Source organism: Butyrivibrio sp. AE3003 (genome assembly GCF_000686065.1).
Classification (GTDB): domain Bacteria; phylum Bacillota; class Clostridia; order Lachnospirales; family Lachnospiraceae; genus Butyrivibrio; species Butyrivibrio hungatei_A.
Map to the genome: position 1 here is coordinate 668055 of NZ_JMLX01000001.1, position 12074 is coordinate 680128.

The following is a 12074-nucleotide window of genomic DNA, read 5'->3' on the forward strand; positions in this document are numbered from 1 at the left end:
TCAAATTCCTCCCCATTTATTTTGGGAATAGGAAGGGAATATAATGATTGGGACTGGAAATTTGTCAATCCACTCTTGAGGAAAAAGACCATAAACTATTATTCCCTTGGGGTGCTTTTGGCGAACTAATTCGTGTAGCCCATTCAAAAAAATATGTTTTAGAATATAGTTATCAAAGCATCCTTGCGTGGTCACGGAAATCCAACTGTCTTCTGGCATTCCATCTAATGTCCATGGAAATGTATCTTTATCTCCAAAACCTGCGTTAGGTACTACAGTAGGATGAAACTGCTGTAGCCAGTAAGTCATAACATAGTTTCTCCAGCAGTTATATACCTGTTGAGGATAATACATGTTGCAAAGAATGCTGTAGTCTAGACCGATAACCAATGGAAAACGCTGCACCAAGTTAACGTATTTGTGCCGATTATTCCATATTCTTTCTATTATAGAATCTTTTGTGTAAAAACATAATCCACATTCTTCCGGATGCTGTTCATATGGAGCATTGTTTAAGGTAACTAATCTTTTTACGTCCGGTATTTTGGATATAGCTTTAAGCTTAGGATGATGGTGTTCTCCAACTAGCTCAGCATTTTCAGTAATGTCCCATCTAAAGAACTGTTGCTTTTCCTGTTCTTTTTTTGATAATGCATTTTCTGCTAGTCTGTTTTCATGATTCATAGAAAATTCGTTTGTTATCATTATTTTACTCCTTTCTGATATAGGATCCAATTTGGAGATGTTACCTAGTATTGCTATAGGAATGTATTGAGTCTTTATTTACAGCTCTTTGAGAGTATAGTATTATTATTTACATCCCTATTCAATTCCCTAAAACAATCCAATTATTAAAAATGGAAGGAGTAAAAATGGAATCAAATAGTCACTCTATTGGCTTTGGAAAGAATATTCGTAATATCCGTAAGAAGAAGGGCATGACTCAAACTGAGTTTTATCAATTTTTATTTCCGGAGAGCACTTCCTCAGAGGAAGCAATAAAGAAGAAAATGAATAAGGTTGAGAAGGGCGCTCAAAAATCAATTGATTTGGAAATGTTTCTTAGAATATGTGATAAGTGCGATATAAGCGCTGACTACCTTATAGGAAAAGAAAAAGATTATTCTAACTATGACAGAAAATATATTGGTAATTATACTGGTCTTAGTGACAATGCTATAAAACAATTGCATGAATGGCGTATAGCTAAGAATATCAGTACGGATGGTTATTGTTTTGATGAGGTGGCATTAGTAGAAGGTGATTCACATGATGATTCTGAACTGATTCATATGAAAAAAGAATCGGCGATGCTTTTCCTTGGAATGATCAATCTGTTGTTTGAGAGTGGGAAACATACTGTAACAATAAATGGACATAAATCAGAAGAGGCGTTTTCGAATCTCGCTGTAATCTATGCACTTTATATGTTATGTATGGATCAGCCCAAGACTATTTCCGGTTATTTGACAAAAGAATTTATGGAAGAAAACTTTAGAAACAGCAAGTTGTTTGATGATTATGTGCAAATAGATGCTTCTAAAGTATCATTTGAAGATGAGACAAACGTTCTTTTTCCATTGAAAGTTGAAATGGTAATACATCAATATGCATGGAAAAGGCTTGAAAATGCAGTTGAACTTCTACGAATGCAGATAAAAGAAAAGAGAAACTCTCATCAGAATTTGAATATGAGTAGCCCTTTTGAGATATTTCATGATCAAGATGAGCTTACTGAGTGAACAGAATACATTTATGAATGTCAGCACTTACCTAGTATTGGATTACAGAACTGGTGAAAGTAAAAAAAGAATAATCCTCGCACCGCCGCTTCTGAAGAATCCCTACGAGGGCTATTAAAAAAGTGGCAAGCAGTGCATTTGACAGACAAATGCTTTGACGCTTGTTGGAGGTGTAACACCCCAAACCCCTTTTTCCGAAAAATTCGGAACGGCGCTAACGCTTAATAAGTGTATTTTGATCTGACTTGATGGTAGTTATTTTTCAAAAAAACATATAGAATACTTTTTCAAAAAATCTGAATCTGATGAAAATGAGAGATTCAGATTTTTTTATTTTTGCATTGCCTTGAAAATCGTCTTTCTTAAATATCGAACGGATGTCGCAAATGTCGACGTTTTAGAAAAGCTGCAAGAGATATCATAAATGTATCTAAGACATACGTTTATGAAAGGAGGAGCAAAATGATGGACACAATAATTTTTGTAATGAGAGTGCAGGGAGGATTTGAAGATGGATGAGCTAATAAGAGAAGTGCCTCTTTGCGAAAAATATACTCTTTCAATCAGAGAGGCAGCAGAATATTTTGGAATCGGGCAGAAGCGGATAAGGCGAATAATCTCATTTGACCCGACTGCCGATTTTATTATCACGGTTGGAAATCGGAGACAGATAAAAAGGAAAAAATTTGAGGAATATATAGATGTTGCTACCTGCATATGAATGACATAATTACCTGTCCTCAATGGCGCAAAGGCTCTGATTATGGTATCATGGTGATGCCATATTGGAGCCTTTCTAAGTAGGAAGGAGACCAATATATGAGTAAAAAGAGACGAGATAATCGCGGTCGAATCTTAAGATACGGTGAGACACAGGAAAACACCGGTCGCTATAGATATAAATATTTAGATGCTTTTGGTGAGGCAAAATATGTTAGATCATGGAGACTTGATGTTAACGATCCGATGCCTGAAGGAAGAAAGCCTGAGCCGGCTCTTAGAGAGCTTGAGAAGAAAATATCAGCGGATTTGATCAGCCAGATTATTCCGGAAGGAGGAAAACTTACAGTATCAGATTTAGTGGAGAAGTATGTCACATTGAAAAATGGTGTACGTCCAAGTACAAAAACCGGATATAAGACTGTGATGAATCTTTTGAAAAAGGATGTTTTCGGAACTCAGAGAATCGACAAGGTCAAGACTTTGCATGCGCAGACTTGGCTTGTTCAGCTTCAGAAAAATGGAAGAGGATACAGTTCGATTCATAGTATCAGAGGAGTTCTTCGTCCTGCATTTCAGTTGGCGGTGGATAATGATTTTGTCAAAAAGAATCCGTTTGATTTTAATCTTGGTACGGTAATCTACAATGACAGTGTTACCCGTGAAGCGATATCGCGCGATGACGAAAGAAAGTTCCTTAAGTTTATAAAGGAAGATTCTCATTATCGCAGATATTATGATGGAATCTATATTCTGTTTAATACAGGGCTTCGCATATCGGAATTTGTAGGACTGACATTTGATGATATTGATTTTGACAATATGAGGATCAATGTAGACCATCAGCTCCAGAGAAATAATGGTATAGGTTTAAACATCGGAGATACGAAGACTAAATCCGGAGGACGATTGATTCCGATGACGGAAGAAGTCGCGGAGTGTTTCAGGCGCATCATAGCAAAACGAAAGGTTCCTAAAATCGAGCCTATGGTAGATGGCTATGTGGGATTTCTTTTTCTTGATAAGGATGAGCATCCTATGGTAGCAATGCACTGGGAGAAGTACTTTAAACATATAGTTGATAAGTACAACAGAATTTATAAGGTGCAGATGCCTAAGGTGACACCTCATGTGTGTAGACATACTTTTTGTAGTCGTATGGCTTCGGCAAGAATGAATCCAAAGACACTCCAATACATAATGGGACATTCTGATATAGGCGTTACGCTTAATACTTATACGCATCTTGGATATGAAGATGCTATTGAGGAGTTCGAGCGTATCTCTGAGGAAAGCAGAAAAGCCATTGGTTCAAAGAAAAATACTGCTAAAGTTAAAACCTTTAAAGGGTATAGAAAAAAGAAGGTGTCAAATGAATGATGCCGCAAATTCTTATAATTTTTGCACCTTTTTGCGGGGGAAAATATGTTTGTTTTTGGCAAAAATATGCCCCGCAAGCCGCATGAATACTGAAGGTGCAAATTTTTCGATTTTGCACCTAATTTGCACCTTTTGCAGGCAAAAATATGCCCCAATATGCCTTTTTTTGCCACAAAAAAATTTTTAGAAAACGCGGGAAGCCGCATAAATAGAGGATTTTACGCAATGACGAGGATCTTATTCGTCTGCCACGGCAACATATGCCGTTCTCCTATGGCAGAGTTTGTATTAAAAGATATGGTGAAGAAGCGCGGGTTGGAAGATGAGTTCTACATCGAATCCGCAGCGACAAGCACAGAGGAGATCTGGCACGGAGTTGGTAATCCCGTGTATCCGCCGGCGAGAGCTAAGCTTAGAGAGCATGGAATAGGAACTTCTGATAATGAGCTTGGTGTTAGTGAGAAGAGAGCCAGGCAGACTGTGCGCGGCGACTATGAGAAGTTCGACTATATAATAGGTATGGATAGCGCCAATATGAGAAATATGCAGAGGATATATGGCGGAGATCCTGAAAACAAAGTGTACAAGATGCTGGATTTTGCGGGAAGAAGCGCTGATGTGGCAGACCCCTGGTATACGGGTAATTTTGATGCTACATGGAACGACGTTGTTGATGGTTGCAACGGTCTTATTTCCAAAGTTATAGGAGCAACAACATAAAAATTATCGCTTACATGGAAGAGGATGCTCGATGAAAAAAGCAGGAAATACAGTTATAGATGAAAAAACACCGCTTCTGGTATTGGCGGGCCCCATGTTCTTGGAGCTCTTGCTGAATACAATGCTTCACAACGTCGATACTGTTATGCTGAGTCATTACAATGAATACGCTGTCGGAGCGGTGGGCAACGCAAACACTATCATGTTTATGATGATCATTCTTTTCAACATCATTGCAACGGCTACAAGTGTAGTTGTTGCGCAGTATCTCGGTGCTAAGATGTATGACCGGATGAACATGATATATACGCTTTCGATTGTTGTAAATCTGGTATTGGGGATCGGGCTCAGTGCGGTGTTTTGTGCCGCAAATCCGTTTATTATGGATTTTCTTCATGTGTCGCCCGAGATGCGTCCGTTCTCGATGACATATATCTATATTGTCGGAGGCGCAGGTTTTCTGATGGCAGTGTCCAATGTTATGCTCCAGATTTTGCGTTGTAACGGATATACCAAGATAGGCATGTGGGTTACGTTTGGCATAAATATCGTCAACATTGTCGGAAATTATTGCTTCCTGTACGGACCGTTTAAGTTTTTGAATATGGGCGTTGCCGGTGTGGCGATATCTACAGTGGTGGCAAGGCTTTTATCTGTGATAGCGCTTATTGTTTTCTTCTATGTGACAAAAACAGGAAGGATTTCCCTTCGTTATCTGATACCGTTTCCGATGAAACTGCTTATTAAAATGATAAGGATAGGCCTTCCTTCTGCGGGTGAGAACCTTACATACAATCTTTATCAGACAACACTTCTTTCCTTTATTAATGCGATGGGAAATGATGCGGTTAATGCAAGGGCATATTGCAATACGCTTATCTCCTTTGCGATGATCTTCTCGAATGCCTCTGCGATGTCAACGCAGATAATCACCGGGCATCTGGTAGGCGCGGGAAAGACTGAAGAGGCATATAGAAGAGTGTTCAAAACGCTTAAGACTTCTATGCCGATTACGATAGCACTGGCATGTATCAATGCGATTCTTTGCGGATATACGTTGCGTATATTTACGGATAACCTCAATATAATCGCTCTTGGCAGGACGATAATGATCGTAGACATATTTGTTGAGACGGGACGTTGCCTTAATATGACATTTGTCAGCAGTCTAAAAGCGGCGGGAGCTTATATATTCCCGTTTATAGCCGGAGTTCTGTGTAACTGGGGACTTGGTCTTACTGTAGGATATACGGTCGGAGTCGTGCTTGGGCTGGGCGTTGCCGGAATCTTCATAGGAACGGCAACAGATGAATGTATCAGAGGCCTGATTGTTATGTACTATTGGTATAAGAAGAAATGGCTTGGAAAATCCGTGGTGAGTCGTGGCGTGGACTAGGGCATATAACGAGGGCTGTTTTCTTCAAATTCAATATCAAGAATATCATCAAATTTTATCTTAGTATTTACAATCTGAAGTGTTCTTGCTACCTCATCAAAGCGGGCGACCATACCTGTTACTTGAAGATATTCACCTTTATTAAAGTAGACACATGTTAAAATTAACCCCTTTTTGATGTTGTGCATTTTCTTATCGAGTTCTTCGGCCATTTCGTCGGAGAGCTCGATTTTTGGTACTTTTATTTTTTCTTTTGCCAAAAGAGCTTCATCAAGTCCCTTAACAGCCTGAAAAGGCAGGAACTGAGCGGCTCTTTTATCCATGGACATTTTTTGCCTCATTTATATATCCTCTGATGAAAACTTGATTCAATCCTCAGCTTACGCTTTGTGGCCACCAATCTGATTGTTCCTGTCCCTGGTTGTGGCGCCTTCTTCAAAGTTGAGCCCCTTTAATATCGCGTTTTTACCGAATTTATTCTTTATCTCAAGAACTGCCTTCTGCATGCGTCTGTCTCGTTCGAGGTCGGCGGGAGATACGAAGAAGGAGTACTGAGTATATTCTTCGGGAACGACGTTGTTTGCAACGACGTACATTCTGCGGACAAGATACAGCGGATTGACAATCTGTTTGTAGAGGTCGGCGATTCCGGGAATCAGAAGCATTGAAGCATTGGTCTCGGTATCGAGTGAAAATGTGCCTTTCGCTGAAGGAATCGGCGTTCCTTTGGCATATCCGACCATAAGGGAAAAAGATTTACTGATAAGTCCTTTGTCGACCATATCAAGACACATCACATCCATCATCTCTTTTGCTATGATAAGTCCTTTTTCATAGCTGTAATCGCTCATAAGGACTTGTCCCTGGCTGAGGGAATGGGAAGAAGAGCTGTAGGCTCTGATGTCGCTTATCGTGACCGGCTCGCGCCCCCACGCGTGGTCTATAAGGAGTTCGGCATTTACGCCAAAAAGTTTGTAGAGAAGATTCTCATCGCCGTTTGCAATGTCTCTCATTGTGAGCATTCCGTATGTGGCAAGGCGGTTTGCAATACCTTTTCCGATGCGCCAGAAGTCAGTGAGCGGTCTGTGATCCCACAAGGTCTCACGAAAGCTCTTTTCATCAAGTTCTCCGATAAAATCGGGGGAGTGTTTGGCTGTGATATCAAGAGCTATCTTGGCCAGAAAGAGGTTACTTCCGATTCCGCAGGTGGCGCGGATTTTTAAGTTCTTGTCTATGTCATCCATTATCTGCCGTCCGAGCTGCTTGGCGGTCATATGGTAGAGATTCAGGTATTCCGTGACATCCATGAACGCTTCGTCGACGGAGTAGACGTGAATATCGTCCTTGGAAATGTACTTAAGGTAGATTGCGTATACTTCGGCGGAGTAATCGAGGTATTTCTGCATTCTGGGAACGGCCATGATGTAGTCGATATTTTTGGGTATCTCAAATACACGGCATCTGTTGTGGACGCCGAGGGCTTTCATGGCCGGTGATACGGCAAGGCATATTGTCTTGTCGGAGCGCTCGGGATCTGCCACAACAAGGCGGGTTGTCATAACATCAAGGCCTCTCTCCGCGCATTCAACCGATGCGTAGAAAGATTTGAGATCTATGCAGATGTAAGTTCTTTCTTTTCCTACCATGAGATAATAATATAGAACAAACGTTCTTGTGTCAAGCGATGTATCAGATTAAAAACGATATACCGCTCTGTTTATTAACATGAAGCCGAAGGCTTGAAATAGGGATTTGGACTTGAGGTGCCATCGTGTTATAATAACCAAAATGGCCAATTGCTATTAATTGAATATGTAAGAGGAGGGGACTATGTTAAAAGACGGAAAGATTTGGATCGCCAACACAGAAGACGGAAAAAATGTATTTCTTTTGCCCAAGATGGCTAACAGGCACGGACTTGTAGCCGGTGCTACGGGAACGGGAAAAACGGTAACGCTTAAAGTTTTGGCGGAATCATTCAGTGACATGGGAGTTCCCGTATTTCTTGCAGATGTTAAGGGCGACCTTTCCGGAATGGTGTGCGAGGGCGCGGATTCTGAAGATATGCAAAAGAGAATCCAAAAATTCGGACTTGCTGAAGCGGGCTTTAAATATCAGAAGTATCCTGCGACATTTTGGGATGTTTTTGGTGAAAAAGGAATACCGCTTAGGACGACAATCTCGGAGATGGGACCACTTCTTTTGGCCAGAATATTGGGGCTTAACGACCTTCAGAGAGATATTCTCTCGATTGCATTTAAGATTGCGGATGACAACAACCTTCTGCTTATCGATACCAAGGACTTAAAGGCAATGCTCAACTACATCTCCGATAATAACAAGGAGTTTGCGGCTGACTACGGCAATATCAGTAAGGTTTCCGTGGCTGCTATCGTAAGAGCGGTGGTATCGCTTGAGATTGCAGGGGGCGACAAGTTCTTTTTCGAACCCGCACTTAATATAAGGGACTGGTTCACGACAGGAAGCGACGGCAAAGGAATGATCAACATTCTGGACAGCACAAGCCTTATAAACAACGGCACTTTGTATGCGACATTCCTTCTGTGGATGATTTCGGAACTTTTTGAGACGCTTCCTGAAGTTGGTGACCTTGATAAGCCCAAGATGGTGTTCTTTTTTTGACGAGGCACATCTTCTGTTTACGGATACGCCAAAGCTTTTGGTGGATAAGATTGAGCAGGTGGTTAAGCTAATTCGATCCAAGGGGGTCGGTATCTATTTCGTGACGCAGAGTCCGAGGGATATTCCGGATGGTGTTCTTGCACAGCTTGGAAATAAGATACAACATGCGCTTCACGCATACACGCCTGCCGATATGAAGGCGGTGAAGGCAGCAGCCGACTCGTTCAGGGAGAATCCGGAGTTTAAGACTGAGGATGTTATCCAGGAGCTCGGAACGGGAGAAGCGATATGTTCATTCCTTGCAGAGGACGGAACGCCTACCGTATGCGAGAGGGTTAAGATTCTTCCTCCGCAGAGTAAGTTTGGCGGAATCGATGCTTCGGTCAGGGAAAAAGAAATTAAGGCTAGCAAGTTGTATGATAAGTACTATGAGCCCAGTGAAACTGATTCTGCGTATGAAATTCTTCAGCGTAAGGGAATCGCCGATGCGGAAGAAGCTGCCAAGTTAAAGGCTGAAGCTGAAGCAGCTAAGGCAAAAGAAAAAGAGGACGCTGCTGCAGCAAAGAAGAAAGAAAAAGAAGAAGCCGCTGCTGAAAGAAAGAGAAAACAGACGGCTAAGACAATAGGAAATTCAGTAGTTGGAACGGTCGGAAGAGAAGTTGGCAAGACTGTCGGAGGAAAGTTCGGAAAATTCGGAAAGACTCTCGGCGGAAACCTTGGTGCCAGCCTCGGAAGAGGGATTTTATCAACATTATTTAAGTCATAATTTAGAGAACTCACACAAATGGAGAGCTTTTTATTTGATAGGGATTTCCTATCAAATAAAAAAGCGCCTTCGAATCCGAAAGACGCATTGTTTTTGGGAGGAGGGGTTGCTGGTGGGGAAACCGGCAACCCGTGTATGAAAAAAAGTATTGTTGGGGGTTCAGAAGGTATGTTCTTCTGACAGTTTTTATGATACAGCCCAACTGTTGCCAAATTGTGTCAGAACTCTAAAAGATATATAACGTATTATTAAATAAGTATTGGAGTAAAATAAAAATGTCAGGAAATAATCTAAACAGAAGAGATGCGCATATCCCCAGAGACCGGGACGGATACGGAGGAGGCGATGAATATAGAGAAATAGAGCGATATGAAGATGAATTCAATGAATACAGCGATGATTTCAGCGACAGATATCGCGATGATGACAGATACAGAGATGACTACCGTGATGACTATAGAGACGACGGCTACAGAGATGATTACCGCGACGACTATAGAGACAGGGATGACTATAGGGACAGAGACGATTACAGAGATGACTATCGCGACGACTATAGAGACGGAGACGGCTACAGAGACGACTACGATGGCGATGGCAGGGATCGTTACAGGGATGATGATTATGACAGAGACCGTTATGATGATGAAGATCCTGATATGTACAGAAATCGCGGCAGCTATAGAAAAGAAGTCGGAGATATCGATCGCTACAGGGATATAGACAGGAATAAAGAAGATATGGGAAGAGGAAAGAAAAACACTTACATTCCGAGAGACAGAAACAGATTTGTTTTCGGAAAGTTTATCTTTACACTGATGGTTGTTTGCCTTGTTTTGATGATGTTTATCAAGGTTGCACTTCCGAAGCTTGTTAAGAAGGCCAAGAAAGCGGCAGCAGATAAGGCAGTTGAGATCATGTATGACAATGTTGAGAAAATTGCGGGAAAGAATCCCAAGGTAAAAGAAGCACTGGAATCAATGTCTGAAGAAGATAAAGAGAAGGTGAGCGAGATAGTTGCGGAGCACATGGACGCCGAAACTATGACAGATGTCATGGAATACGTGAATAAGAATGATCAGGCAGGACTCGTTGAATATGCGGCAAAGAATTTTTCACCGGAAGAGATGAACGAGTTCAAAGACCTTTATGAAAAATATGGCGACAAGTAATAATGATCAGTAAAAAGAAAAAGAGCTTGCGGCGGTTTATTTAACCGGTCGCAAGCTTAATTTTTTAATTTGTATAAAAAATATCCCTAACACGCAAAAACACCCACGGGGGGACGTGAGTGCCTGCGATTTTCTTATGAGGGGGAGATAGTGATTAGCTCTACAGATTAGAGCAAACTTACATCACTAACTTAATAATAACTATATACTAAAATTGTGTTCAAAAAGTGAAAAAATCCGACTTTTTTTGAAAAAATTTCTAAGCCAGTATCCATCGGGGTTTTTACCTTTTTTGAAATCATTATTTCAATTTTGATTGGAAATTTCGGTAATTCTGTTTCATTTTTACGAATTTGTCATCGAAATTGTATAGATTTTTTTTTACGATAATGCTACTATATGTTCAGGAAATTGTTTTTTTGCACTTATAAAAGGAGGTTTATATGAGTAGCGTATCATCTGTCAGCGGATCGGGTTATTCGCCATACTCTGTTATTGCTAATGGCGGAACCTATGTCAGGGCTGCTCAAGGGGCGTCAGAACTTGCAATGCAGGAGAGAACCAAACAGCAGGTGGGTGGACTCGAAGCGGGTTCTGAGAATCTCACATCAGCCAGATCGGCACTTAAGGTCGAAGACGGCGCTATGGGAGAAGTTACCGGGTATCTACAGTCGATCAGGGAATTGTCTGTAAAGGCAATGAACGGAACGATGTCGGACAGTGACAAGAAATCCATTCAGGATCAGATCGATCAGTACAAAAAAGGTATTGAAGATATTGCAAACAATACCACGTACAACGAGAAGAAACTATTAGACGGAACAGCTAAGGATATGACGGTTGCATCTGATGCAAACGGATCATCCGAGACTATATCAGGCTACAATATGACACTTGAATCCCTTGGTATAAAGGACTTTGATGTTACCAAGGATTTTGACCTTAAAGATGTGGACAAGGCTCTTGATAAGCTTTCGGATTCAAGAACCGGAGCAGGAGCTAAGACAAACGGAGTTGAGTATTCTCTTTCATATAATTCTCATGCTGCGTTGGAACTTGATGGTTTCCAGATGGACAAAGAGGAGAAAAACAGCGTGGATGCTTACCAGCAGCTTAAGACAAAGCAGGCGCTGGATGCTTACAAGACAACGCTTCAGAAGAAGCAGCAGGATGACGAAGAGCGCAAATCTATGATGCTTTTCGCATGATTTCAGGTTTACATAAATACAAAAACGTTAAATCTGTCCGTGTATTGCGGACAGATGTTTTTTTTGTCACAGATGATTGATATATATTAATCACTTTCATATACTTTTGAGCGAATTTAATCAATCTACTTGACATAAGTTTTGTATTTATTTATCATAATTTTTGCTTGCACGTATTATTTACATAAATACGTGTATATCAAGGTGATAGAACGATACAATGGCGTACGGGCAAGTATGTCATTGTATTTTTTTTTTGTGATTTAACGTGGTGCAGTGCTAATGTTATGAACGAAACATCTTGATAACAATTTTTACATTTATATT

At 40.8% G+C, this 12074-nt stretch carries 11 protein-coding genes and 1 pseudogene; 9 read left to right on the forward strand and 3 right to left on the reverse strand.

Annotation, left to right across the window (positions count from 1 at the left end; translation table 11 throughout):
* Complete coding sequence (locus tag CD00_RS0103265) at positions 1 to 705, reverse strand: DUF4417 domain-containing protein (RefSeq protein WP_026654616.1); 705 nt, start codon at positions 703 to 705, stop codon at positions 1 to 3.
* A 167-nt stretch (positions 706 to 872) separates the two neighbouring features.
* On the opposite strand from CD00_RS0103265, the gene CD00_RS0103270 reads away from it, so the two are divergent.
* From CD00_RS0103270 to CD00_RS0103290, 5 genes are all read left to right on the forward strand, one after another.
* A complete protein-coding gene (locus CD00_RS0103270) occupies positions 873 to 1742 on the forward strand; it encodes a helix-turn-helix domain-containing protein (RefSeq protein WP_026654617.1) in 870 nt (289 codons plus the stop codon).
* Positions 1743 to 2253: 511 nt separating this feature from the next.
* Positions 2254 to 2463, forward strand: coding sequence for an excisionase (locus tag CD00_RS0103275; protein ID WP_026654618.1), 210 nt, complete (start codon positions 2254 to 2256; stop codon positions 2461 to 2463).
* Positions 2464 to 2561: 98 nt separating this feature from the next.
* Entirely contained in the window at positions 2562 to 3842 is a 1281-nt protein-coding gene (locus tag CD00_RS0103280; protein WP_026654619.1) for a site-specific integrase, read from the forward strand.
* A gap of 225 nt (positions 3843 to 4067) precedes the next feature.
* Positions 4068 to 4562: a low molecular weight protein-tyrosine-phosphatase gene (locus CD00_RS0103285; protein ID WP_026654620.1), complete on the forward strand. Its 495-nt coding sequence runs from the start codon at positions 4068 to 4070 to the stop codon at positions 4560 to 4562.
* Positions 4563 to 4593: 31 nt separating this feature from the next.
* Positions 4594 to 5958 (forward strand): MATE family efflux transporter, encoded by a 1365-nt coding sequence (locus CD00_RS0103290; protein WP_026654622.1) that lies wholly within the window; start codon positions 4594 to 4596, stop codon positions 5956 to 5958.
* On the opposite strand, the gene CD00_RS0103295 is transcribed toward CD00_RS0103290, so the two are convergent.
* Positions 5955 to 6299, reverse strand: coding sequence for a YolD-like family protein (locus tag CD00_RS0103295; protein ID WP_026654623.1), 345 nt, complete (start codon positions 6297 to 6299; stop codon positions 5955 to 5957). The two genes, CD00_RS0103290 and CD00_RS0103295, sit on opposite strands and share 4 nt — an antisense overlap.
* A 39-nt stretch (positions 6300 to 6338) precedes the next feature.
* Positions 6339 to 7604, reverse strand: coding sequence for a Y-family DNA polymerase (locus tag CD00_RS0103300; protein ID WP_026654624.1), 1266 nt, complete (start codon positions 7602 to 7604; stop codon positions 6339 to 6341).
* Between the two features lie 184 nt (positions 7605 to 7788).
* Here CD00_RS0103300 and CD00_RS21325 point away from each other — a divergent pair.
* The 4 genes and pseudogenes from CD00_RS21325 (at position 7789) to CD00_RS0103320 (ending at position 11747) form a co-directional block, all read left to right on the forward strand.
* Positions 7789 to 9367: pseudogene (locus tag CD00_RS21325) on the forward strand (helicase HerA-like domain-containing protein).
* An 18-nt stretch (positions 9368 to 9385) separates the two neighbouring features.
* The gene (locus CD00_RS20065) at positions 9386 to 9547 is read left to right on the forward strand and encodes a hypothetical protein (protein ID WP_155840988.1); all 162 of its coding nucleotides are present in this window, start codon (positions 9386 to 9388) and stop codon (positions 9545 to 9547) included.
* 95 nt (positions 9548 to 9642) lie between these two features.
* Positions 9643 to 10539 carry a hypothetical protein gene (locus tag CD00_RS19050; RefSeq protein ID WP_051199070.1) on the forward strand — a complete coding sequence of 299 codons (897 nt, stop codon included), beginning with the start codon at positions 9643 to 9645 and terminating at the stop codon, positions 10537 to 10539.
* A 443-nt stretch (positions 10540 to 10982) separates the two neighbouring features.
* Positions 10983 to 11747 carry a flagellin gene (locus CD00_RS0103320; RefSeq protein ID WP_026654625.1) on the forward strand — a complete coding sequence of 255 codons (765 nt, stop codon included), beginning with the start codon at positions 10983 to 10985 and terminating at the stop codon, positions 11745 to 11747.
* Positions 11748 to 12074 lie beyond the last annotated feature (327 nt).

Coding starts and splice junctions, on each gene's coding strand:
- CD00_RS0103265 (WP_026654616.1), bottom strand. CDS start 705: ATGATAACAAACGAATTTTCTATGAATCATGAAAACAGACTAGCAGAA.
- CD00_RS0103270 (WP_026654617.1), top strand. CDS start 873: ATGGAATCAAATAGTCACTCTATTGGCTTTGGAAAGAATATTCGTAAT.
- CD00_RS0103275 (WP_026654618.1), top strand. CDS start 2,254: ATGGATGAGCTAATAAGAGAAGTGCCTCTTTGCGAAAAATATACTCTT.
- CD00_RS0103280 (WP_026654619.1), top strand. CDS start 2,562: ATGAGTAAAAAGAGACGAGATAATCGCGGTCGAATCTTAAGATACGGT.
- CD00_RS0103285 (WP_026654620.1), top strand. CDS start 4,068: ATGACGAGGATCTTATTCGTCTGCCACGGCAACATATGCCGTTCTCCT.
- CD00_RS0103290 (WP_026654622.1), top strand. CDS start 4,594: ATGAAAAAAGCAGGAAATACAGTTATAGATGAAAAAACACCGCTTCTG.
- CD00_RS0103295 (WP_026654623.1), bottom strand. CDS start 6,299: ATGAGGCAAAAAATGTCCATGGATAAAAGAGCCGCTCAGTTCCTGCCT.
- CD00_RS0103300 (WP_026654624.1), bottom strand. CDS start 7,604: ATGGTAGGAAAAGAAAGAACTTACATCTGCATAGATCTCAAATCTTTC.
- CD00_RS20065 (WP_155840988.1), top strand. CDS start 9,386: ATGGAGAGCTTTTTATTTGATAGGGATTTCCTATCAAATAAAAAAGCG.
- CD00_RS19050 (WP_051199070.1), top strand. CDS start 9,643: ATGTCAGGAAATAATCTAAACAGAAGAGATGCGCATATCCCCAGAGAC.
- CD00_RS0103320 (WP_026654625.1), top strand. CDS start 10,983: ATGAGTAGCGTATCATCTGTCAGCGGATCGGGTTATTCGCCATACTCT.